Genomic DNA, 21,959 nt, shown 5'->3' with positions numbered 1-21,959 from the left:
GAGGATGAGCCTCGAGTCGATGCTGTACCCGGTCTCGCTGATCGCTGAGACGGCGGAGAGCGCGCCGCTCGCGGACGGCTTCTGGTACTCGGGCGACGACATCGCGGTCGCCACGCGCTTCCCGATGAGTTCGACGGCGACGCGCGCGGTCGGCCGGTTCTCACCGGACGGCCCCGAGGGCTACCGTGCGGAGACCGCGCCGGATGCTCCGCTGCGCGAGACCCGAGCCGCCGCACGCGCCGACGAGCGCGCGCACCGCGAGACGAACAGCGCTGCCCGCACCGAGCGGCTGCGCCGCGCGAGTCGCGACGAGAAGCGCATCGCTCGCGCCGAGCGGTACGCCGCCCGCCGCGACGCCGAGACGCAGTACGACCTCGGCTCGACCGTCCGCGTGGTGGCGTCATGAGCAGTCTCGTGCTCGACGGCGTGAACCCGCGATCGCGCACGGTCGATCCCGTCACGTCGGTCGACGCCGGCCGGGACGCACAGCTCACGGCATCGCAGGGGGAAGTGCTCTCGATGTTCCACGCGCGACCGATCGACGGTTTCGCCGATCACGAGCTTGTGGAGTGGGGCGAGTACAGCGGGTCGCGATACACGCCTCAGCGAATCCGCTCGGCACGCGCCGAGCTCGCCGAGAAGGGTCTGCTCGAGCACGGCGAGGGCGACTACCGGAAGACGCCGACCGGGAAGAACGCGCGCGTGTGGACGCTCGCGAGCAAGGAGGACTGAGACATGGCAGTGAAGCTGTCCGGCCGTCTGCCGGAAGCCGACCGGAGCGGGCTCGACCTGCTCCAAGGCGAGCTGGTCCGTCACCCCGAGTCGAGGCATCTCGTCGTCGCGGTGATCGACTGCGCGCGCACGACGGTGGATCACGGCGACAACGGCGATACGTACACGCCGACCGCTGGCGTGATCTTCATCGAGCCTGTGCAGGACCAGGAAGACATCGAAGCGGTGCTCGAGGTCATGGGCCGCGTGCGCGCCGAGCGCGTCGACGGCGGCACTCTCGACTTCGACTTCGGCGTCGGCGACCCGCTCGCGACGACGTTCCGCCGAGAAGGCGAGGCGGACGATGCGTAGCGGAGTGGTCGAGGTCGTCATCGAGCCCGATATCAGCGGCTTCATGCGCGCAGTCGATGTCGCGACCCGCGAGCCGGAGCGCCCGATCGACGCGCCGGACGAGCGCAAGGCACACGGCGACCCGACCCTCGGCGGCGACGGGCTCCGCGTCGCGATCGACGCCGACTGCCCGCACTGCGGGTGGCCCGAGCGTTTCTTCGAGACCCGCTCGCGCCGCTTCGGCTGCATCAAGTGCCCGTACACGTCCGACGAGAGGAACGCCTGACCATGAAGACCGAGACCCTGCCGCCCCTCGTATCCGTTACCGAGGATGAAGCCACCGAGCAGGAGTGGCTGGATGCCCGTGCGGGCCGCGTCACCGCCTCCGAGGTCCACTCGATCGCGGTCGGAGGCCGCTCGACGTGGCTCCGCATCCTGGATTCGAAGCTCAACGGGTCGAAGTTCTTCGGCACCGCGAGCACCCGCCGCGGCAAGCACCGCGAGGCCTTCCTCATCGACTACATCAGCCAGTTTCTCGACCCGACGATGGAGCCCAACGCGCGGCTGTTCGTCCACGCCGAGAACTCACGACACGGCGCGACGCCGGACGGCATCGGCGCGACGGCAGGCGCGGAGGTCAAGAGCCTCGACTTCGGCGCAGACCAGAGCGAGCCGCCCGAGGACCACTACGACCAGTGCCAGTTCGGCATGTACGTCACCGGGCGTCCGCGCTGGCTGTACCTCTGGGAGGTCATGGGCGAGGACGGCGAGCCGAAGCTGGACGATCCGCAGTACGTGTGGATCGAGCGCGACGAGCGCCGCATCGAGAGGCTCGTGAACGAGGCCGACAAGTTCCTCGAGTGGTGGGACGCGGGAGCGCCCGAGACCGACGACCTCGACCCCGAGCTGGACGACGCGCTCGCCCTGTTCGCCGACGCCCGCTCGCGGAAGAACGACGCTGCGGCGGACGAGAAGGCCGCGGAGCAGCGCATCCGGGCGCACATCGCGGCGACCGAGGGTGCGGAGGAGAACGGGCTCAAGCTCGCAGGCCGGGCCGCGCAGCTCGTGTACACCGTCTCGGAGAAGGAGGCGCTCGACGCCGAAGCCTGGGCCGAGGCCGAGCCCGAGTCGTTCGCAGGTCACGCCGACCTGCTCGAGCGGGCTGCGGACGCCTCGAAGGCGGCGACGGCGATCTATCACAAGACGGTCCGTTCAACGCGGCTCGCGATCACCCCGACCAAGGAGAAGAAGGCATGACGACTGAGACCACTCTCGAGGAGGTTCAGCAGACCCTCGCCGAGTACGAGCGCATCGCGATTGGGACCGGCGAGTGGAACGGCACGGACGCGCCGGAGTTCAGCGACGACGGCCGCGAGTGGACGAGCGCGTGGCTCCCGACCGAAGACAACCCGCACCCGGCGCTCTGCCGCGCGACGGTCTACCGCAAGGGCGTGGATCACCCCGTGGTCGTAATCGTCCGATGGGACGAAGCCTTCCCCGCCGACGACGACTGGCGCGCTCTGTGGGGCCGGAAGCCGATCGCGCTGTTCGGCGCGTTCGCGATCCGCGCCGCGCTGCGCCGCGCGTTCCGCGACGTGATCGGCGAGCGACGCGAGCCCGACGAGACGCTGACCGTGGACCCGCCGCAAGCGGCCTCGACGGGGCGCGACTGGTTCGCCGACCTCGCCGCCGCCGAGACGCCAGCGGCGGTCGGCCTGCTCCACACCGAGGCGAAAAAAGCGCGCGCAGTGACCGTCGAACTCGAGCGGGCAATCCGCCGACGCATCCGCGAGCTGCGCGAGACCGGCCCCGAGGCTGCGATCATGCCGACGCCGACCCCGACGCCGAAGCTTGCGCAGGGCGGCATCGTGGCACCGCAGCCGGAGCGGGCCGTGCAGGCAGCGTCGCCGCGCCCGGTCCCGACGCCGCCGAAGGTACGCCTCGAGGAGACGGTGCGCCGCCCCAAGGGCGCTCGTCGCCCGCAGAAGCAGAAGCCGCGTGGCCCTCGTGGCTGAGCCGGAGTACGCCGAGCAGTTCGAGGGCGAGTTCGTGGACCTCTACCGGGAGCTGAGCAAGGCGACCCTGCCCGAGGGTGGCGACGCCACGCTCAGCGGCATCGCCCGTCGCCTGTTCGCGGCCGGAGTCCGCGCGAGCGACATCGACGGCACCGAGAGTGCGCCCGAGCAGCAGCCGGTCAAGGACTATGCGGACAACATTGCCGAGCGCATCGTGGCCCAGTGGCAGACCTCGTTGAACGATCAGCGCACCGTCGCCGAGATGGTCGCCTCCGGCGTCCGTGAGGGCTACTCCCTCGGGATGGGCGTCTCGTGACCGAGACGAACCCGATCACGGGCGAGGTCACCGAGGACATCGGCATGGAGTTGGTGCCCCTCAACCTCGCGGCACTCTCGGAGGACGAGCTGCTCGAGATGTTCCCGACGCCGATGCAGGCGATGGGCGCGCTCATCCACGCGCGCAGCGCGAACGCCCGAGCACCGCACGCCCTGAACGCCTACCGCGCGAAGCTGCGCACGGCCGAGAACGCGATGCGGGTGACGCTCGCGAAGGTCGTCCGCGACCTTGCCGAGGAGTACCCGCGCGCGAACATGACCGAGCGCCGGATGCTCGCCCACGCCGACGAGCGAATGATCGCCGCGCAGGACGCCCTCGACACGGCGTGGCTGCTCTACGAGTTCGCCCGCGACTACGCGAAGGCGATCGCGCAGGACATCGAAGTGCTGCGATCGATCAACGCCAACCTGCGCCCCGAGCACCGATGAGCGCCGCGAAGCTGGCCGTCCGTCTCGAGCGCGCGCAGGCGCACCTGGACGCCGTGCGGAGCTACCACGCGAAAGTCGACAAGCTCGTCACCGCGCGCACGCCGAGCGACCCCGGCATGGTGTCCGGCATCCGCCGCACGCCGAGCGTGAGCGCGGACGCGAGCGCCGACGCGCTCCTCGCCCGCTACGCCCGCAGCCTCGACCGCCTCAGCGCGGCCGAGCGCACCGTCGAGGCGATCACGAAGCAGCTCGACGCCGCTCGCGCCGAGGAGGGCCGCGTGCCCTTCACGCGCGACCAGATCGTCGGCGCTGACGCCGTGAAGACGAGCACCGGGTGGCGCACCGTCCGCAAGGTGAACCGCACCACGGTGTCTGTCGAGACCGGCTTCTCGTGGACCGACCGAATCCCGTTCGATCAGGTGCTCAGCACCTACCGGCAAGGAGACTGACCATGACCCGAGTCACGAAGACCACGAGGAAGAAGCACCGCACCGGAGCGGCCGAGACCGTCAACCCCGATCACATCGGCTGGCACCGCGCGATCGTCGCCGGAGTCGTGCTCACGCTGCTCGCCGCGGTGATGACCTCCTGGAACGGGCTCATCTACGTCGCGGAGCAGCAGCTCCTCCACGAGCGGCTCCTCTGGCTCACGCCCGTGATGATCGACATTCCCCTGATCGTCCTCACGCTCGCCCGCGGGGCGCTCCGCAAGCGCGGCATCCGCGCACGCCGCCTCCTGGTCGGCATCCTCGCGCTGACGATCTTCTCGTCCGGCGCGAACTTCCTCCACACGGTCGCCGAGACCGGCTTCGACTCGATCCCCGCAGCGCTCGGCGCGCTCACGAACGCGCTCGCCCCGTGGCTGATCCTCGCGATGACCGAAGTGCTCTGGCTGGTCGTCACGAAGCCGATCCGCCCGCCGCGACCACGAGCGAAGCAGCGCCGCGCGCCGCGCGCTCGGAAGCGCAAGCCGCGCCCTGAGCCCGGCCCGACCCTGTTCGACGCCGAGGATCAGGAAGAGCCCGACATGCTCGGCGCTCTGAGGGAGAACGCAGCGTGAGCCACCCGAAGCCGACCCCGCCGCTGATCCTCACCGGTCGCGCACTCCAGGAGCGGAACAAGAAGATCGACCAGCGCGAGCGGCAGTGCTGCGCGTGCTGCGGCATCGCGATCACCGAGGGGGCGTCGCGCCACCACCGGAAGCTCAAGTCGCGTCGCGGCGGCGACGAGGTATCGAACGGGCTCCTGCTGTGTGGCTCCGGCACGACCGGCTGTCACGGCTGGGCGCACGCCGAGCCCGCGGAGGCGCGGCAACTCGGCTTCACGGTTGAGTCGCACGAAGACCCGCGCCAGGTGCCCGTCGCGCACGTGCTCTACGGGCTCGTCTACCTGGACGACGACGGCGGCGTGTGGAGCGAACCGCAGACCCCGCCCGAGGTGGCAGCGTGAACGGCCCTCGGTTCCTCGACTTCTTCGCGGGCTTCGGCGGCAGCTCGTCCGGTCTCGTGGAGGCTGGCTACGAGCTGGCGACCGCGTACAACCACTGGGACAAGGCGATCGCCGTTCACAGCGCCAACCACCGCACCGCCGACCACGTGCAGGGCGACCTCTCGGGCTACGACATGCGCCGCCTACCGAGGAACGCCGACGTGCTGTGGGCCTCGCCCGAATGCACGTGGCACAGCCCCGCGGGCGGACGCAGGCGCGCTCGCGCAGCCGACCTCGACCTGTTCGAGGACTACGTGCCGACCGACGCCGGAGACCGCAGCAGGGCGACGATGTTCGACCCGATCCGCGCCACCGAGGCTCGCAGCTTCAAGGCCGTGATGATCGAGAACGTGCCCGAGGTCGCGGCCTGGCCGCTGTTCCCGGCGTGGCTCAAGATGTGGGAGGCGATGGGGTACACGTGGCAGATCGTCAACGTGTCCGCGGCGCACATCTACGGACCGGGCAACGCTCCGGCCGGCCAGTGGCGCGACCGCATCTACATCGTCTTCGCCGCACCGGGCGTCAAGATCGCCCGCATTGAGCCCCGCCCGCTGGCGTGGTGCTCTCAGTGCGACGCGGTGGTGGAGTCTCGGCAGGACTGGAAGAAGTCGCTCCCGATCCAGGTCGGCAAGTACGGGCGGCAGTACGTCTACGTGTGCGCGGCGAACCAGCACGCGCGGCACGTGGTCGAGCCCTACGTCCTGCCCGCTGCCGCGGTGATCGACTGGAGCGACCTCGGAACGCGCATCGGCGACCGCGAGTCGCTCGGCATGCGGGCGCTCGCGGCAGCGACCATGCGTCGCGTCGAGGTCGGCGCTCGCATGTTCGCTCGCCCGGCCGTCGTGCAGCACCACGGCCAGACGTGGGATGCCGCGAACGCGGCGCACCCGCGCTACCTCGACCCGCGCGCCTACTACCGTGCGTTCGCGGCCGACGAGGGGCCGCTCATGACGCGGCAGGCGGGCGGCACCGGAGACGCGCTCAGCGTCCCGCCGTACCTCACGGCGATCAACCACGACCAGGACCACCGAGCGCAGATGCTCGAGAGCGGGCCGCTGCCGACGCGCTCGACCAAGATCGGCGACGGCCTCGCGTTCCCGCCGTTCCTCTCCCAGCAGTACGGAGAGCAGAAGGGCAGCGAGCGCCGCAGCACCGATCCGGGCATGACCTCGCTCGGGACCGTCGTCGCGGGCGGCGCGCACCACAACCTCGTGGTGCCGCCCTACGTCGCCGACATGCATGGCACCGGCACCGCGCGCTCGTCCGAAGAGGCGCTCGCGGCAGTCACCGCGGGCGGGAATCACCACGGGCTCGCTGTGCCGCCTGGAGCGTTCCTGTCGCGCCAGTACACGCAGAAGGGCGAGGCTCGACACCTGAACACGTCGGTGATGGAGCCGACGCACGCGATCACGGGAACGGGCGGGAATCACGCGCTCGTGATCCCGCAGCGCAAGCGCCCCACGGAGATGTACGAGGGCGAGCTGCCGTTCGAGCTCGAGGACGTGCGGTTCCGCATGCTCGGCCCGCGGGAGCATCTTCGCGCGCAGCGGTTCTGGGAGGAGTACGACACGTCGGCGGCGAACAAGTCCGAGACGACGAAGGGTGCGGGCAACGCCGTGCCGGTCAACACGTCTCACTGGATCGGCGAGCACGTCAAGGCGGCACTCGCATGAGCGAGCAGCGCTGGCACGCGACGGTCGCCGAGCACGTCACCGAGGCGGTGCTCGAGCTGCGCGACGACGAGGAGTTCCGCGCTCGCCTGACGGCGAAGATCGACACGCGCAACGCGGGCGAGGACGACTGCGACATCTGGACCGGCGCGATGTCGTCGGAGGGGTACGGCGTGATCCGCCTCCCGCAGTCCCGCTCGCTCGTCGTCCGAGCGCACCGCGTCGTCTGGATGCTCCGCTTCGGCGCGGTCCCGAACGACCGTCCGTTCCTGGATCACGTCTACCCTGTGTGCCGCTACCGGTTCTGCGTGAACGAGTTCCACCTGGAGCCCGTGACGAACGCGGTCAACTCGGCGCGACGCCGCGGCACGGGGCGCACCCCGCAGCGGGCGATGCGCACGGTAGCGCTCGCAGCTCGCGACTACTGGGCCGCACAGGCGGTGGCAGCATGACCGCCGATCGGGCGTGCCGCTGGTGTCGCGGTCCCATCCCGGAGGCGGCTCGAGTGGATGCGATCACGTGCTCGAAGCGCTGCCGCCAAGCGCGGAACCGCTTCATCCGAGCGGTCGGCTCCGCGCGCGGCGCGGCGGGCGCGGCGGGCGTGCTTGAGCCGATGCGGTTCGCGTACGCCGATCCGCCCTATCCGGGCAAGTCTCGCCGTTACTACGGCGAACACCGGGACTACGCGGGCGAGGTCGATCACGTCGAGCTGGTCGCTCGCCTCTCGGAGTACGACGGCTGGGCGCTGTCGACATCGGCGTCGGCGCTCCAGCATGTGCTCTCGCTCTGCCCGCAGGGCTCTCGAGTCGCAGCATGGCACCGCGGCGAGCGGCCAAACCGCCGACAGGTCATCGTCAACGCATGGGAGCCGGTGATCTACTTCGGCGCTCGACCTGTCGTGCTCGACGTCGGGGACGACACGTCGCGAGGATCCTCCGACGACACCTCGTCCACGGCCACGGTGCGACACGACGTGTCGCGTCGACCAGGTGAAAACGTCGCGGCGATCGCGTTCGACGGCTCAGGCGTAGCGGCCGCACTACGCGACGTGTCGCGAGGCGCCGGTGCGACGCGACGGGTCGACAGTCTCGTGCTCGGTGTCTCTGCGCGCACGACCGACCCCGAGCGCGTGACGGGTGCGAAGCCGGCCGGATTTGCTCGCTGGGTGTTCGAGCTGCTCGGCGCGACGCATGGCGACGAACTGGACGACCTGTTCCCTGGCTCCGGCGCGATCGCGCGAGCGTGGGACATCTACACAGGGAGGGCGGCATGAGCACTCTGGTGATCCCGGAGCGTGCGATCACGTACGCGGTCTGGTGGGAGGAGTTGGGCATCCTCAAGGTCGGCCGGGCGTGGAAGATGCACCGCCTCCGACGCCTGACCGCCACGGGTGGTCGCATCCTCATTCTGTGGCGCGACACCCCGGCCGGGTACGAGCGCTACGCCCTGCGCGAGCTGGCGAAGCACTTCCCGAAGGCCTTCGCCGACGCCGACGAGAGCGCCCACATACTCCCGAACGCTCGCGGCTGGACCGAGTGTTTCCGCGTCGCGGCCGACCTCGTGCGGCTCGCGCTCAAGACCATCTTCCGAGGGATCGCACGCCATGACCTTGACGAACAGACAGCGCGCCGTGCCACCGAGCATGTTCGCGGACGAGACGCTGATGGAGCTGCCGCCTCCGGTGAGACTGACGGGGATCGGCCTCCGGTTCTACGTGGACGACGAGGGCCGCGGCTCCGCGACTCCGGCGCTGATCCGCGGGCAGCTCTGGCCGCTCGACACGGCAGTGACGGACGCGACGATCCGGGAGCACCTGAGAGCGCTCGTGAAGGTCGGGTACATCGAGACGTACTCGATCAACGGGAGGAAGCTCCTCGCCCTGACCGACTGGCCGTCCGTCGACCGCGGCTCGAGGTCGAGACTCCCGGCACCACCGAGCACCGAACCGCTCGCGAGGTCTTCGCGAGCCTCTCGCGAGACCTTCGCGGTAGAGGGGGGAGGGGAGGAGGGCCGGGAGGACGGTCGCGAGGAGGGGGCCGGGGAGGGGGGCCGGGGACCATCGCGAGACGCTCGCGACGAGACCGAACCGAGCCCGTTCTGCCGGAAGCACCAGCCGCACGGAACCGACTTCGCCTGTGGTGGGTGCGCCTCTGCACGCAAGCGGCACGACCAGTGGCTCCGCGCCGAAGCGGAGGCCGAAGCCGAGGGGCTGGCTGAGTGAGCACTCGAGCTGACCGGAACCGGCACACCGTCCTGGACCGTGTGCTCGCCGAGGTCGACGGAGCCGAGCGCCGAGCGCTCGCCGACCTCCGCTCTGCGGGCTTCCGGTTCCAAACCCTCGCAGCCGCTCGTCGCCACCAGGCCACCGTGCGGGCCTTCCACCGATTCGACCGAGACCAAGACGCTGAGGCAGCCGCCGACGCGATGCACCCCAACAACCTGAGGAGGATCACCGGATGACCGGAGAAACCGTGCTGACGATCGTCGGCAACCTGACCGCCGATCCCGAGCTGCGCTACACGCAGAGCGGGCTCGCCGTCGCGAACTTCACCGTCGCGTCGACCCCGCGCGAGTTCGACCGAGAGTCGGGCCAGATGAAGGACGGCGACCCGCTGTTCCTCCGCGGCAGCGTGTGGCGTGAGCACGCCGAGCACGTCGCATCGTCGCTGTCCAAGGGCACTCGGGTGATCGTGCAGGGTCGCCTCAAGCAGCGCCGCTACGAAACCGAGGGCGGTGAGAAGCGGGCGGTGTTCGAGCTCGACGTGCTGGAGATTGGCCCGGCGCTCCGCTGGCAGACCGCTCAGGTGACGCGAGCGACTGACCGCAGCTCGTCGCCGAGCGCGCAGCAGCCGGCCACGGAGTCATGGTCGACCGAGCAGCCCGCTCAGTCCGAGCCGTGGTCCGACGACACGCCGTTCTGATGGTGAAGCGGACGAGGGAGGAGCGTCGCGTGCGGCGCTACATCTCGGCGTACTACTTCGGCTACTACTTCGCGGGGCCGATCCTCGGGCTCGCCGGGCTGCTGGCGTTGGCCGCGCTGGTCATGTCGGTCGTCGTGATCGCGGGCGTGCTGTCTTGAGCGGCCGTCCCTGCGTTCGCGGATGCACTGTCGCGGGAGTCCACTATGCGACGTGCTCGGGCTTCGGATCGAACGATGGTGAGTGCCGCGGGTGCGCGCCGGTCGAAGCTCGAGACGGCGTGCTCATCTGCGACCGATGCTACAACCGTCTCCGTCGTCGCATCGAGGCGGCACCCGAGCTGGTAGGCCTGCTGCGCAGCATCGCGGACCCGCTCAAAGCGACGGCCTACGACCGCACGACGGTCTCGGGGTCGACGCCGGAGGGCACCCCCGCACCTGTCGCGGCGGACCTGCTCGATGCGTCGGCGGACATCATGCACGTGATCGGCGGCGGGAAGCTTGAGCCGGGCGCGGCGAGCGACACGGCGTACTCGCAGGCGCTCGAGGCGGTGCGGTTCGTGCTGAGCACGTTCGACGCGCTCGCGAACGACGCTGACGCGGTGCTCGAGTGGTGGCGGCTGGTGATGTCGCACGAGCTGGAGGATCACCCGGAGTTCTGGACGATCACGCGGGCGCTCGCTCGGTGGCCGCTGGAGGATCGCGCCCGGTGGGCGAGTCAGCCGTGCCCGGAGTGCGGCACGCGGTCGGTGAAGGTCACGCCGCCTCGGCATCGGTTCGCGCGGTCGTGGTTCGCGTGCGCGTCGTGCGGGTGGAGGAAGACGGACAAGGACGATGACGGTCTGTGGGCGGCTGCGTTTGGTCAGCACGCTCGGGAGGGCCGCAGAGAGAGAGGCAGTGACATGGACGAGAAGCATAAGAAGACGACGATGAAGCCGCAGGACATCGACCTCAGCGAGGCGATCGGGGCGGGCGTGCAGTACGTCCTCGACAATGCGGAGGGCGTGCAGCGCGCGGGCCGGTTCGGTGTGCCTGCGGCGGCGATCATCGGCGCGGTGCCCGCAATCGGAGAGCAGCTCGCGCTCATCGCCGAAGACCTCGGGCAGCACGTCCGGGCGAACTACGCGAACGGCGACCTCATGGCGGGCGGCGTGAAGCTGGCGGTGACGGCGATCCGGGACGCCGTGGCCGGGCGCGACGGGGCGGCAGCACTCCAGGCGCTCGCGGAGGAGCTGGCGGAGACGCCGGGCGACACGGTGGTCGACGCTGAGACGGCGGAGTCGTCGTGACTCGGTTCCTGAGCATCGAGAAGGCCGCGGCTCGGGTCGAGCGGTCGGAGCGGACGATCAAGCGGTGGGGCGAGTCGGGCCTGTCGATCACGGCGGGCATGGTGCGGGAGGATGCGCTGCTCGAGATGGACAAGCGGATGCGGGAGCGTCGCGGCCGGCCGAAGGGATCGAAGACCGCAGCCCCGCCTGCACCGACGACGTTCCGCGGCGAGCAGGAGGTCGCGGAGTACCTTGAGCTCGAGAGCTTGCCGTGGTGCGCTGTTTCGACGCCCATCGATGAGCCGATGCTGCTGGGCGTGACCGGTGACGGCGAGCTGTTCTACGTCGGCATTCCGACCGAGGGAGAGACCGCGGGCGAGGTCGAGCAGAACAATGGGTGGCTCGCCGACCTGCCCGAAGGGCGCTGGCCGCTCACGCTTCTCGTCCCTGGTTTACCGATTTCAGAGGAGACAGAACGATGAGCAAGCCGATGCCGATGCGACTTCGAGTATTCGGATGGTGGCCGACCTGGGCGGAGTTCCGCATACTCCTGTTCGACGTCAGGCAGCGACTCTCGGGGCGCTGCAACGATTGCCCGTGGTCGCCCGACTGGCGCGAGAACGAGTCGCGTGGCGGGTACTCGCACTGGCGGTGCGGGCTCCCGCGGGGACACCAGACGCTGCACCGTTTCCGCAACTACACCTGGGGTGACAGGACTGCCGAGAGGGTCACCTACGACCCCGTTCCCGTTCGCGTGCTCTCCGGGGTGCGCGAACACGAGGGCGCACCGTCGTTCGGCCGATCCTTCGCTCAGCGAAGGGTAGAGCTCGCCTTGCGTAGTTTGCAGGATTCCGGGGACGGCTCATGAGCCTGCGCATCGTGCCAGTGAGCTTCGCGACAGCGTGCGCGTTCGTCGCTGAGCATCACCGCCACCACGAGCCGCCGCGAGGGCACAAGTTCTCGATCGGAGTCGCTCGCGGTGAGCAGCTGGTGGGGGTGGCGATCGTCGGCCGCCCGGTGAGCCGCGTCATTGACGCCGAGGGGACGACGCTCGAGGTCATTCGTTCGGCGACGGACGGCACCCGCAACGCGAACTCGAAGCTCTACGGGGCGGCACGCCAGGTCGCGTTTGGGCTCGGCTATGACCGCCTCATCACCTACACGCAGGAGGGCGAGAGCGGAGCGTCGCTGCGCGCGGCCGGGTATCGAGTGCTCGCCTCACGCCCGCCTCGCCGAGGGTGGGATACGCCGAGCCGAGCACGCTCGCCGCGCGGCACCGAGAGCATCGCGCGCACGCTCTGGGAGACTGCCCCGACTTCGCCCGGTTCAGGGGAGGGTGACCGATGAAGGTCACGCTGAGCTTCCTCTGGTTCGACATCTGGGTCGGCGTGTTCATCGACCGAGCGAAGCGGACGGTCTACGTCTGCCCGTTCCCGTGCGTCGTGCTCAAGTTCGAGCCCCGCGGTTCAGGGGAGGCATCGTGACCTGGCCACCGACGCCGCGCGCGGATGGTCGTCCCTGCAAGCACTGCGGCATGAAGATCACCGAGGGGCCAAGCCCCGTTCACGCCGAGGGCAGCTATCGCGGAAAGTCCCGCTGCGGGAGCGAGTCGGGCTTGCCGTACGGGTACAACGCGGACGCCGTGGGCGACCCCTGCACTCCGATCTGCCTCGGCGCGACTTCTCAGTTTTCCGGGAAAGCCGATGAGTGAGACCGACGACCCGCTCGAGGGGAACCCGTACGACCTCGACGCTCGCGAGCTTGAGCCGGTCGGCCCGATCCGCGAGGCGTGGGAGACGGTCTATCCGCGGCCCGAGCGCACAGAGGTAGAGCTGGTCGGTGGTCCCCGGGACGGCGAGCGGCGCGCACTGCGCGACCTCGACGCGCCGCTGATCCTCCACGAGCACCCGGCCGCTGCGGACGGTGAGCAGCCGCGATTCGTGGCGCGCCCGGAGGAGGTAGAAGCATTCGGCTCGATCCGGCACGTCTACCGCCGTCGACTGGTGGACGATGACCAGCCGGAGCCGATGCCGATCAGGTTCGACTACCAGCCGCTCACGCGGGCTTAGGGAGCGCTCGAAAGTCTGTTCCGAACATAGGTGTCAAAAGTGCCGTTCTGTGTGTTAAGCTTCGCTTGCGCGATTCGTGACCCCGGGAGAACCCCGGGGTCTTCGCGTTTCTAGAGCTTGCGACCAGTGCCCGGTCGCAGCTTCGCCCCGCCGCCACCTGTCCTCACCAACCGCGCAAGACCTCCCCGCTCCGCAAGACGAAGCGGAATCGTTCGAGGTCAGCAGCCACGGGCTGCCATGCGAACAACGGACGGTCGCTGGATGAGCGGGGCGCAGTCTTACCCGAGAAGGGAGCGTCGATGTCGATCGCAGAAGAGGTAGCAGCAGGCCCGCCCACGCCGGAGCGCAAGCTCGGCAAGATCGATGCGTGGCTCGAGTCGCTCTCCGCAGAGGACCGCGCTGCCGTCGATCGCATCATGGCCGACCCCGAGTGGCGTCACGTAGACGTGCGCGCCCTGTTCGCCCGCCACGGCCTCGAGGCGTCGCCGCAGTCGATCGGCAAGGTGCGGCAGGAACGCTATGGGTATCGCTGAGGACGCCGCGCACGGCCCGGATCGGCCGGAGCGCGACGAGCCCCTCGGCAAGGCCGACCTTGGCCCGGACGGCGGAGAGTTCAGCGGCATCACGTCGGACGAGCCGATCACCGACTGGACGCACATATTCGAGCGGTTCAACCTCGACCCGTCAGCGTTCGAAATCATCGGCGACACCGTGCGCAGCTCGACCTGGCAACAGTCCAAGCGCACCGACTCCGGCGACCGCGACATCGTGCAGCTCTACTCGTACCGTGCGCAGTTCCGTCGCCGCGCGACCTCGCTCGTCACCGAGGAGGACATCGAGGCGGCTCAGAAGCGCATCCGCACGTGGCGACTCCCTCGCCGCATCCCCGGCACCGGTCTGGGCGCTCCGAGCGCCGCCGTGCTGAACCTCGCTGACATGCAGATCGGCAAGTCCGAGGGCGGCGGCATCGAGGCGACCGAGCAGCGCCTCTACGACGGGCTCGAGAACTTCCAGTCCTGGGTGCGCCGTCAGCGCAAGGGCGGACGGAACATCACCGAGCTGGTGCTCGTGAACAACGGCGACCCCGGCGAGGGCATCGCAGGTAACTACCCGTCGCAGACTCACACCGTCCAGGGCGGGCTGCGAAAGCAGATGAACCTCGTCCTCGACGTGTGGGAGGCGTACAGCCGTGAGCTGTTCCCGCAGTTCGAGGCGGGCCAGTTCGTCAGCGTGCTCTGCAACCACATGGAGTTTGGCCGTCAGGGCGGCGCGAAGCAGTCGATCACGTCCGACTCGGACAACGGGTCGGCGTTCCTCGCCGAGACCCTGCGACGCATCCTCTCCAGCCGGCCGGAGTTCGACGGCATCCGCTGGACGATCCCGCACGACGAGATGAACGTCTTCACCGACATCGCGGGCGTGCTCGTCGGCTTCAACCACGGACACAAGATTCCCGGCGCTGACGCGACGGGCTTCGAGAAGTGGCTGAACGGCCAGGCCCGCGGCGACGAGCAGGCACACCGAGCGCGCGTGTGGATCACGGCGCACAGACACAACTACCAGTCCTTCGACCTCGGCAGCGCGACGGTGCATCAGTGTCCCTCGTGCGACGGCGGCTCGAAGTGGCTCCGGGACACGACGGGCAAGTTCGCGCGTTCGGGCATCCTGGCGCTCCTGGTGGGAGAACACGAACCGATGGGATGGTCCGATGTCGCATTCCTCTGACCCCGACGAGGGCCAGCAGGCAGATACCGATGAGTACAGCGTCCCGGTCGACCCGATGGACATGCTGCACTGCGAGGCCTGCCAGTAAGACCACCGAGCGTGTGCTCGGCAGCAACCGCGGACGCTGTGACAATGCGCGGCGCGTGACCCGGCGCGAGTGACGGGGCGGCGGGGCCGGGGCTGCACAAGAGGCAGAGTCGACCGGCCCCGCCCAAGAACAGGGGAGGCCAGCGTGGCGCACGGCATCCCAGCAGATCACCACCCGCCCGACCTCGAGCGCGTACCGACCCTCGCCGAGCTCGCCCGCACAGGGCTGGCCGAGATGGTCGGCAAGAGCGTCTTCCGGGCGACGCCCGAGGGCGAGGCGGTCCTGAGAGACACGATGCGTCGCAACGCCGACCGCGGTAGAGCATGGGACGCCAGACGGAAGGGGCCGACAGCATGACCCTCGATCGAGAGAACGCACGCGCGATCGCGCCGCGCACCGCAGCAGCACTCGCTATGGGCGTGACCCTGGCAGTGATGCCCGCAGCCTCGAGCGCGGCAGTGATGCCGACCGGTGAGGTACGCCCGCAGCACGGCCCGGTGGAGGTTCGCACACCACGCACCGCAACGCGAGTGACTCGGCGATGAGCACGCCCGACCTGTAGGCCATGCCGAACCGGCACAACGGCCCAGACCGTGAGCCGTCTGGCCGAGAGCGTCAGCGTCTCCTCGCGATCGTCTGCTACCCGGGGGCCACATGCTGGCTGTGCCGCGGAGAAAAAGGCCCCATCCAGTGGGGTCTCCGCAAAGCTCACCCGCTGGGGCCGTCGATGGACCACGTGATCCCCCGCTCACACGGCGGCTATTGGGAACTCGAGAACCTGCGCCCCGCCCACTACGGATGCAACAGCTCAAGAGGAAACCGCGAACCGCCACGCTACGCCCGGGTGCGGTCCCGCCACTGGTAGGGGCGCGCACACGCACCAGGCAGTGTGCAAGCAAGCCGCAATCGAACACGAACAATCGATCAAGCAAGAACGAACGACCTCGATCGAACGCACCTACGCACGGCACCCCCACACGGCCCTCCAGAGCACGCCGCGTTTTTTCCCAGACCGCTACGACGGACACCCCCGCGCCTTCCATTTTCCCTCTCCCCGAGATAGGACAAACGTTCGAATGGGTACGAATGGGGACAGGATCGCTGAGACCGGACGAACGGGGGCGGGCGTGAACACGGGGTCGCGGTTCGGTCTCGACCGCTGAGAGCGGCGTGTAGCGAGAGGCGGTGTCGAGGGTGGCGACGATCAACCACGGCACCGTTCGCGGCTACAAGTCAGGGTGTCGGTGCGACCTCTGCCGCAAGGCGAACACCGACGCGAAGCGACTCGAGCGTGAGCGAAGGGACGAGCGAGAGGGCAAGCGGCCGGCTGCTCGGTCGACGCGAAAGCGCACCGTACCTACGACCCCGAGCGCGTCCCCACAGGAGCCCGAGCACGGACCCATCGAGGCGGCATTCCGCGAGGCCTTCTCCGACGAGACCGACTCGGCGCTGACCCGCGCTCGTCGCGAGGTCATCTTCGCCGCAGCTCGAGTGATGGACACCCCGAAGCACGCGCCGTACTTCAAGAGCGCCGCGGCTGTGGCGCGCGAGACGGTCGCGGACCTCCTCGAGGCCGCGCCGCCAAAGGACGGTGAGGGCGATGCACTCGCAGCAGTCATGGCGACGTTCCGGGGCTCCCGCGGGAGCAGACCCTCACGCGGACGCGCAGCCGAGGTGGATGACTCCGAGGAACCCGAGTAGAGAGACGATCGCCGACGAGCTGATCGCCGTCATGGGTGGGCTCGGCTGGTGCCCGATGCCGTGGCAGCGTGAGCTGCTCGAGGTCGCCTACGAGGTCGACGCCTTCGGCCAGCTCTGGTACCGCGAGATTGTCGTCGTCATCATGCGGCAGTCGGGCAAGAGCACGCTCATCATCCCGGTCTCACTGCACCGGATGATCGCGTGGGAGGACCGGCAGTTCGGCATCTACATCGCGCAGACCCGCGACAAGGCGCTCGAGAAGCTGGTCGAGGAGCACTTCTACCACATCGAGCGGTCGCCGTTCCGACGCCTGCTCGTCCCGAACCGGTCAGGCAAGATTCGGCCGAACCTCTCGCACGGCAGCGAGAACCTCAAGTACATCAACGGGTCCAAGTGGGCGATCGACGCGCCGACCGAGGAGGCAGGCCACGGCGGCACACTCGGCCTCGCGGTCGGCGACGAGATATTCGCCATGTCGGACAACCGCCTCGAGGCGGGCCTGACGCCGACAATGGCGACCGTCGATGACGCCATGACGTGGTGGATCAGCACGCCGGGCAAGTCGAAACTCAAGAGCCCCTTCCTGTGGCAGAAGGTCGAGAAGGGCCGGGCGCGCGTCGAACTGACGCGGATGGACCCGAGCATCCTCGACAAGTCGCGCACGCTCTACGTCGAGTTCAGCATCCCGACCGATGTCGACATGTACGACCCGCTCACGTGGTGGGACCACATGCCCGCGGTCGGTTACACGCAGAAGCTCCAGACGATCCAGGGCTTCGCTGACTCGATGGACGAGCCGGAGTTCCGGCGCGCATTCGGGTGCCAGTGGGGCGACGAGCTCGGCGGCGACTGGAAGATTCCCAAGGAGAAGTGGGACGCCCGGATCGACACCGAGTCTCAGATCGGCGACACGCTCGTCTGGGTGCTCGACGTGACCCCCGACCGCGCGTGGGCTTCGATCAGCGCGGCATCGCTGCGCGAAGACGGCAAGGTCCACATCGAGGTCGTGGACGAGGGGCCGGGCACGGACTGGCTCATCGACGGCGACGACCGCGCGTCCGACGACGAGCTGCGGCTCCACGGCATCGCCTACCTCCAGCGTGAGTACGGCGGGACGGTCTGGTACGACCACCTGACGGTCGGCTCGTTCGCGCCCGACCTCCGCGATGCGGGAGTCGAGGCGAATCCCATCGAGGCGCGCGACGTGATGGTCGCGGCCCCGATGCTTCTGGACTGGGTGCTCAACGACCGCGTGGTCCACCTGGGCCAGTCCGAGCTTTCCGACGCGCTCTCCTCGGCGGCGACCTCGACGTTCGGTGACGGCTGGCGGTGGGCGCGCGGTCGATCCATGCGTCCGATCACGGCGCTCGTGTCGGTGTCACTCGCTCTGCGGATGCTCGCGAAGACGCTGCCCGACCTCAACTACGACCCGCTCGCCGCACTGCGCGAGGGAAGGGAGACGCCATGACGGACACCGCACGGCCTCGCCGGCCGAAGCTCTCGAAGGAAGGCGTCACGACCCTGCTCGATGTGTCGGGCGTCGTGCTCGTGTGCGGTGGCGTCGCGGCGATCTATTGGCCCGCAGCGCTGATCCTCGCCGGGCTCGCCGCCCTGGCCGCGAGTTGGAAGGCGAGCCGATGAGCCTGTTCTTCAAGCGCGACCTCGACTGGGACGACGTGTACGCAGGGTGGACGACCGGCAGCTCGTTCACGAGCGCGCGCAACGTCAAGGCTCTGCGTCTCGTCGCCGTCTACGCGGCAGTCAGCCTGATCGCTGACCTGTTCTCGACGCTCCCGCAGTCTCGCTACCGCGAGGACGCTGGTCGTCACACGAAGCTGCCGCTGCCTGAGTGGCTGGCGAAGCCGGACCCGCGGATCAGCTTGTTCTCGTGGCGGTATCAGTTCGTGACTTCTCTCAAGCTCCGCGGCAACGCCTACGGCCTCGTCATGGACGGCTCGGGCGGGAAGCCGGTCGGCGTGCGCTGGTTGCACCCCGACAGCGTGCGCGTGGACGAGATGGACCCGACCGGCCCGCGCTACTACGTCGCGGGTCGTGCCGAGCCGCTGACGCTGTACTCGCAGGGTGGGCAGATCATCCACGTGCCCGAGTTCGTGCAGCCCGGAAGTGTCGTCGGCCTCTCGCCGATCGAGCAGTTCCGCAAGGTGTTCGAGACCGCCGAGTATGCCGTCGACTACGGCCACGACTGGTTCGAGACTTCGGCGATCCCGAAGGCGCTGCTCATGGCGAAGCGCTCGCTCAAGCCGGGGCAGGCGGCTGAGGCCAAGACGCTGTTCCGATCCGCGGTCGCTGACGGTGGTCCGGTCACGCTCGACATGGACTGGGACTACAAGCAGCTCACGATCGCGCCGAACGAGTCGCAGTTCCTCGAGACGATCAAGGCCTCCTCGACCCTCATCGCGAACATCTTCCGGGTGTCGCCCGAGGACATCGGCGGCGAGACGGGCAGCTCGAAGACGTACGGCAACCGGCAGGACGACTTCGAGCGGTTCAACGTCCGCACGATGCTGCCGACCGTCGTCCGCTACGAGCTGGCGATGAAGGCCTTGCTCCCGGAGCAGGAGTTCATCAAGGCGAACCTCGACGCGCTCGTGCGGCCGAACCTGCTCGAGCGGTCGCGTGCCAACACGGAGAACCTCAAAAACGGCACGCTCACGCTCGCCGAGGCTCGAGGCAACGAGGACCGCCCGATGCTCACGCCCGAAGAGGTCGAGTTCTGGACGGACCACTACCTCAAGACCCGCAGCGAGAGCGAGGCGACCTCTACGTCGCTGGCCCTCGCGATCAGCGAGCAAGTCGCTGAGCAACTCGCCCTACAACTCAAGGAGGAATGATGCCCGAGTACGAACGGCGCGCCATTGAGCGGCCGGTGCAGCTCCGAGCTGCTCCCGAGGGCTCATCCAGCCCCGGAATCCTGGACGGCTACGCGCTGACCTTCAACTCGCTCTCACGCGACCTCGGCGGATGGTTCGAGGTCATCGACCCGACCGCGCCCGGCGAGGTCCGAGACGACGGAATGCTCGACCTCGAGCAGCACGTCCGCGTGATCTGCCGGACCAACCACGACAGCAACCTGCTGCTCGGGACGACAGACGCGGGCTCGCTCCGCCTGTACGTCGATGAGGTCGGCGTGCGCTACGAGGTCGACCTGCCGGACACGAGCTACGGGCGCGACGCCTCGGTGCTCGCCGATCGCGGCGACCTGCGGTTCAGCTCGTTCGCCTTCTGGGTGCTCCCGGACGGTGCCGACTGGGAGTACGACGCCGAGGACCGCCTCGTCCGCCGCGTGAAGGCGCTGCGGCTCGTGGACGTGGCCCCGGTGTCCGACCCCGCCTACTGGGGCTCCAGCGTGGGCCTCCGAGACTTCGACCTCGACGCGATCCGCAAGGAGCTGAGGTCGGAAACGCCCACCGAGCCGGAGGCCGCACCCGATGTGCGGGCAGCGGCCCTCGGCCGGGCACGCAGCATTCAAATCACGATCGAAGGGAGTCGCTAATGGCGATCATCATGGAGAACCTCAAGCGCCTGCTCGATGAGCGGGCCAACGCCTGGGAGACCGAGGGCAAGCCGCTGACGGACATCGCCAGCGAGCGCGCCTTCACGGCGGAGGAGCAGGAGAAGTTCGACCGCGCGAGCGAGGCGTTCGACGGCTACACGCAGCGCATCAAGGCCCTCGAGCTGACCGTCGAGCAGGAGCGCGCCGTGAAGGACTTCGGCGACATGCTCAAGAGCGACGAGCAGGTCCGCAAGGCGATGTTCTCGGAGCTGCGCTCGGTGCTGGTGCAGCGCGCGAACGTTTCCGCGGACATGGAGTTCACGGGGCGCGACCTCAACGCCGCGCTGCGGAACCTGTCGGTCGGCACCGACTCCGCGGGCGGCAACACGGCCGCACCTGACTTCCTCGCCGAGCTGATCCGCCCGCTGCGGAACTTCTCGTCCGTCCTCGGAGCCGGTGCGCGGATCATCACGACCGCGAACGGCAACGACCTCACGATGCCGTCGCTCGCCACGCCGGGCGCGGCAGCGGTCGCCACCGAGGGCAACACCATCGGCGGAACCGACGCGACCTTCGCCCAGAAGGTGCTCAAGGCCTACAAGTTCGGCCAGTACATGGGCATCAGCCGCGAGCTGATGGACGACTCCGCGATCGACATCGAGGCGCTGGTCATCGCGCTCATCGGTGAGAACATCGGCGCACTGCTCGGCCAGAAGCTCGCAGTCGGCGCAGGCACGACCGAGACCGCGGGTCTGTTCACCGCCGCCACGGTCGGCAAGACCGGCGCGGTGGGCGCGTCGGGTGCGTTCACGTTCGATGACATCATCGACGTGGAGTACTCGATCCCCGCTCCCTACCGTGCCAACGCCTCGTGGCTGTTCGCGGACGGCGCGATCAAGGACGCGCGCAAGCTCAAGGACGGCAACGACCAGTACCTCTGGCAGCCGTCGACGCAGGCGGGTCAGCCCGACCGCCTGAACGGCAAGCCCCTGTTCTCGGACGCCTACGTGGCGGACCCCGCGAACGGTGCTCGCTCGTTCGGCTTCGGCGACGTGTCGCGCTACTGGGTGCGGTTCGTCAACTCGATGCGCATCGAGCGCAGCGAGCACGCGCTGTTCGGCTCGGATCAGGTCGCGTTCCGCGGCGTCCTCCGCGCTGACGGCATCCTGACCGACGCGAGCGCGTTCAAGGTGTTCGCGGGCGGAGCGGCGAGCTAGTGGCCCGCGGCGGCAAGTCGGCTTCGGCCGAGACGCCGCAGGCCTCCGCTGAGCCGGTGGTCGACGCTCCCAACCAGGAGCAGTCGGCCCCGGCCCAGTCGGACCCTGCCACCGCCACCGCGGACGCCGCGGCGGCGAGCCCGGAGGATGGAGCGGCCGACCAGTCGCCCCCCGACCCCGAAGCGACGCCCGAGCAGTCGGCCCCGGCCCAGTCGGACCCTGACCAGGCGGAGCCCGAGGCGGAACCGGTCCCGACCGGCACGGTGACGGTCATCGTCGCCGAGGCGATCGGTGGCACGCGCGACGGCGAGCCTTGGCCCGCGGTCGGCCAGCCGATCACCCTGCCCGCAGCCGAGGCCGCGGGCTACCTCCAGTTCGGCTACGTCCGCGAGGCGGACGCCGAGTAGGTAACCGCGTGGAGCCCGAGCCCCGACCCGTAGGGCTCGGGCTCCACGCATGG

The 21,959-nt window shown here is 69.2% G+C and carries 34 protein-coding genes; all 34 read left to right on the top strand.

What is annotated here, in order from left to right; translation table 11 throughout:
- Positions 1–4: 4 nt before the first annotated feature.
- The 34 genes from FK219_RS03265 (at position 5) to FK219_RS03105 (ending at position 21,906) form a co-directional block, all read left to right on the top strand.
- Complete coding sequence (locus tag FK219_RS03265) at positions 5–406, top strand: hypothetical protein (RefSeq protein WP_165638031.1); 402 nt, start codon at positions 5–7, stop codon at positions 404–406.
- A complete protein-coding gene (locus FK219_RS03260) occupies positions 403–732 on the top strand; it encodes a hypothetical protein (protein WP_152583006.1) in 330 nt (109 codons plus the stop codon). The genes FK219_RS03265 and FK219_RS03260 overlap by 4 nt, the downstream gene beginning before the upstream one ends.
- A gap of 3 nt (positions 733–735) precedes the next feature.
- Positions 736–1,083 (top strand): hypothetical protein, encoded by a 348-nt coding sequence (locus FK219_RS03255; RefSeq protein ID WP_152583005.1) that lies wholly within the window; start codon positions 736–738, stop codon positions 1,081–1,083.
- Positions 1,076–1,348, top strand: a complete 273-nt coding sequence (locus FK219_RS03250; protein ID WP_152583004.1) for a hypothetical protein — start codon at positions 1,076–1,078, stop codon at positions 1,346–1,348. Before FK219_RS03255 ends, FK219_RS03250 begins: the two co-directional genes overlap by 8 nt.
- Before the next feature lie 2 nt (positions 1,349–1,350).
- Positions 1,351–2,319 (top strand): YqaJ viral recombinase family protein, encoded by a 969-nt coding sequence (locus FK219_RS03245; protein WP_152583003.1) that lies wholly within the window; start codon positions 1,351–1,353, stop codon positions 2,317–2,319.
- Positions 2,316–3,077, top strand: a complete 762-nt coding sequence (locus tag FK219_RS03240; RefSeq protein WP_152583002.1) for a hypothetical protein — start codon at positions 2,316–2,318, stop codon at positions 3,075–3,077. The genes FK219_RS03245 and FK219_RS03240 overlap by 4 nt, the downstream gene beginning before the upstream one ends.
- Positions 3,061–3,393 carry a hypothetical protein gene (locus tag FK219_RS03235; protein ID WP_152583001.1) on the top strand — a complete coding sequence of 111 codons (333 nt, stop codon included), beginning with the start codon at positions 3,061–3,063 and terminating at the stop codon, positions 3,391–3,393. Before FK219_RS03240 ends, FK219_RS03235 begins: the two co-directional genes overlap by 17 nt.
- Complete coding sequence (locus tag FK219_RS03230; protein WP_210416759.1) at positions 3,390–3,842, top strand: hypothetical protein; 453 nt, start codon at positions 3,390–3,392, stop codon at positions 3,840–3,842. The genes FK219_RS03235 and FK219_RS03230 overlap by 4 nt, the downstream gene beginning before the upstream one ends.
- A complete protein-coding gene (locus tag FK219_RS03225; protein ID WP_152583000.1) occupies positions 3,839–4,291 on the top strand; it encodes a hypothetical protein in 453 nt (150 codons plus the stop codon). The genes FK219_RS03230 and FK219_RS03225 overlap by 4 nt, the downstream gene beginning before the upstream one ends.
- Before the next feature lie 2 nt (positions 4,292–4,293).
- The gene (locus FK219_RS03220) at positions 4,294–4,902 is read left to right on the top strand and encodes a DUF2637 domain-containing protein (protein WP_152582999.1); all 609 of its coding nucleotides are present in this window, start codon (positions 4,294–4,296) and stop codon (positions 4,900–4,902) included.
- Positions 4,899–5,291, top strand: coding sequence for an HNH endonuclease (locus FK219_RS03215; RefSeq protein WP_152582998.1), 393 nt, complete (start codon positions 4,899–4,901; stop codon positions 5,289–5,291). Before FK219_RS03220 ends, FK219_RS03215 begins: the two co-directional genes overlap by 4 nt.
- Entirely contained in the window at positions 5,288–7,003 is a 1,716-nt protein-coding gene (locus FK219_RS03210) for a DNA cytosine methyltransferase (RefSeq protein WP_152582997.1), read from the top strand. Before FK219_RS03215 ends, FK219_RS03210 begins: the two co-directional genes overlap by 4 nt.
- Positions 7,000–7,452 (top strand): hypothetical protein, encoded by a 453-nt coding sequence (locus tag FK219_RS03205; RefSeq protein WP_152582996.1) that lies wholly within the window; start codon positions 7,000–7,002, stop codon positions 7,450–7,452. Before FK219_RS03210 ends, FK219_RS03205 begins: the two co-directional genes overlap by 4 nt.
- A 53-nt stretch (positions 7,453–7,505) precedes the next feature.
- Positions 7,506–8,273, top strand: a complete 768-nt coding sequence (locus FK219_RS03200) for a hypothetical protein (RefSeq protein ID WP_152582995.1) — start codon at positions 7,506–7,508, stop codon at positions 8,271–8,273.
- Positions 8,274–8,603: 330 nt separating this feature from the next.
- Positions 8,604–9,221, top strand: coding sequence for a helix-turn-helix domain-containing protein (locus tag FK219_RS03195; protein ID WP_152582994.1), 618 nt, complete (start codon positions 8,604–8,606; stop codon positions 9,219–9,221).
- Positions 9,218–9,460: a hypothetical protein gene (locus FK219_RS03190; protein ID WP_152582993.1), complete on the top strand. Its 243-nt coding sequence runs from the start codon at positions 9,218–9,220 to the stop codon at positions 9,458–9,460. The genes FK219_RS03195 and FK219_RS03190 overlap by 4 nt, the downstream gene beginning before the upstream one ends.
- Positions 9,457–9,921 (top strand): single-stranded DNA-binding protein, encoded by a 465-nt coding sequence (locus FK219_RS03185; protein ID WP_152582992.1) that lies wholly within the window; start codon positions 9,457–9,459, stop codon positions 9,919–9,921. Before FK219_RS03190 ends, FK219_RS03185 begins: the two co-directional genes overlap by 4 nt.
- A gap of 29 nt (positions 9,922–9,950) precedes the next feature.
- Complete coding sequence (locus FK219_RS13905; RefSeq protein WP_268888641.1) at positions 9,951–10,079, top strand: hypothetical protein; 129 nt, start codon at positions 9,951–9,953, stop codon at positions 10,077–10,079.
- Between the two features lie 119 nt (positions 10,080–10,198).
- Positions 10,199–11,206: a hypothetical protein gene (locus FK219_RS03180; protein WP_152582991.1), complete on the top strand. Its 1,008-nt coding sequence runs from the start codon at positions 10,199–10,201 to the stop codon at positions 11,204–11,206.
- Entirely contained in the window at positions 11,203–11,667 is a 465-nt protein-coding gene (locus FK219_RS03175) for a hypothetical protein (protein WP_152582990.1), read from the top strand. The genes FK219_RS03180 and FK219_RS03175 overlap by 4 nt, the downstream gene beginning before the upstream one ends.
- A 382-nt stretch (positions 11,668–12,049) precedes the next feature.
- Positions 12,050–12,532, top strand: coding sequence for an XF1762 family protein (locus FK219_RS03170; RefSeq protein ID WP_152582989.1), 483 nt, complete (start codon positions 12,050–12,052; stop codon positions 12,530–12,532).
- Entirely contained in the window at positions 12,529–12,669 is a 141-nt protein-coding gene (locus tag FK219_RS03165) for a hypothetical protein (protein WP_165638030.1), read from the top strand. Before FK219_RS03170 ends, FK219_RS03165 begins: the two co-directional genes overlap by 4 nt.
- A gap of 219 nt (positions 12,670–12,888) precedes the next feature.
- Positions 12,889–13,254: a hypothetical protein gene (locus FK219_RS03160; protein WP_152582988.1), complete on the top strand. Its 366-nt coding sequence runs from the start codon at positions 12,889–12,891 to the stop codon at positions 13,252–13,254.
- A gap of 299 nt (positions 13,255–13,553) precedes the next feature.
- Positions 13,554–13,787 (top strand): hypothetical protein, encoded by a 234-nt coding sequence (locus FK219_RS03155; protein ID WP_152582987.1) that lies wholly within the window; start codon positions 13,554–13,556, stop codon positions 13,785–13,787.
- Positions 13,774–14,979: a hypothetical protein gene (locus FK219_RS03150; RefSeq protein WP_152582986.1), complete on the top strand. Its 1,206-nt coding sequence runs from the start codon at positions 13,774–13,776 to the stop codon at positions 14,977–14,979. The genes FK219_RS03155 and FK219_RS03150 overlap by 14 nt, the downstream gene beginning before the upstream one ends.
- A 232-nt stretch (positions 14,980–15,211) precedes the next feature.
- Positions 15,212–15,424, top strand: coding sequence for a hypothetical protein (locus FK219_RS03145; RefSeq protein ID WP_152582985.1), 213 nt, complete (start codon positions 15,212–15,214; stop codon positions 15,422–15,424).
- A 208-nt stretch (positions 15,425–15,632) separates the two neighbouring features.
- Positions 15,633–15,932 carry an HNH endonuclease gene (locus FK219_RS14215; RefSeq protein ID WP_152582984.1) on the top strand — a complete coding sequence of 100 codons (300 nt, stop codon included), beginning with the start codon at positions 15,633–15,635 and terminating at the stop codon, positions 15,930–15,932.
- A gap of 329 nt (positions 15,933–16,261) precedes the next feature.
- Entirely contained in the window at positions 16,262–16,768 is a 507-nt protein-coding gene (locus FK219_RS03135; protein ID WP_165638029.1) for a hypothetical protein, read from the top strand.
- Positions 16,746–18,236: a terminase large subunit domain-containing protein gene (locus tag FK219_RS03130; protein ID WP_165638028.1), complete on the top strand. Its 1,491-nt coding sequence runs from the start codon at positions 16,746–16,748 to the stop codon at positions 18,234–18,236. The genes FK219_RS03135 and FK219_RS03130 overlap by 23 nt, the downstream gene beginning before the upstream one ends.
- Positions 18,233–18,409, top strand: coding sequence for a hypothetical protein (locus FK219_RS03125; RefSeq protein WP_165638027.1), 177 nt, complete (start codon positions 18,233–18,235; stop codon positions 18,407–18,409). The genes FK219_RS03130 and FK219_RS03125 overlap by 4 nt, the downstream gene beginning before the upstream one ends.
- Complete coding sequence (locus tag FK219_RS03120) at positions 18,406–19,620, top strand: phage portal protein (RefSeq protein WP_152582982.1); 1,215 nt, start codon at positions 18,406–18,408, stop codon at positions 19,618–19,620. Before FK219_RS03125 ends, FK219_RS03120 begins: the two co-directional genes overlap by 4 nt.
- Positions 19,620–20,282: an HK97 family phage prohead protease gene (locus FK219_RS03115; RefSeq protein WP_165638026.1), complete on the top strand. Its 663-nt coding sequence runs from the start codon at positions 19,620–19,622 to the stop codon at positions 20,280–20,282. Before FK219_RS03120 ends, FK219_RS03115 begins: the two co-directional genes overlap by 1 nt.
- Positions 20,282–21,499: a phage major capsid protein gene (locus FK219_RS03110; protein WP_152582980.1), complete on the top strand. Its 1,218-nt coding sequence runs from the start codon at positions 20,282–20,284 to the stop codon at positions 21,497–21,499. Before FK219_RS03115 ends, FK219_RS03110 begins: the two co-directional genes overlap by 1 nt.
- A complete protein-coding gene (locus tag FK219_RS03105) occupies positions 21,499–21,906 on the top strand; it encodes a hypothetical protein (RefSeq protein WP_165638025.1) in 408 nt (135 codons plus the stop codon). Before FK219_RS03110 ends, FK219_RS03105 begins: the two co-directional genes overlap by 1 nt.
- Positions 21,907–21,959: the final 53 nt, after the last annotated feature.

Source organism: Microcella pacifica (genome assembly GCF_009371975.2).
Lineage (GTDB): Bacteria > Actinomycetota > Actinomycetes > Actinomycetales > Microbacteriaceae > Microcella > Microcella pacifica.
The sequence above is the reverse complement of the archived record's forward strand: the minus strand, read 5'-3'. Positions and strand labels throughout refer to the sequence as shown.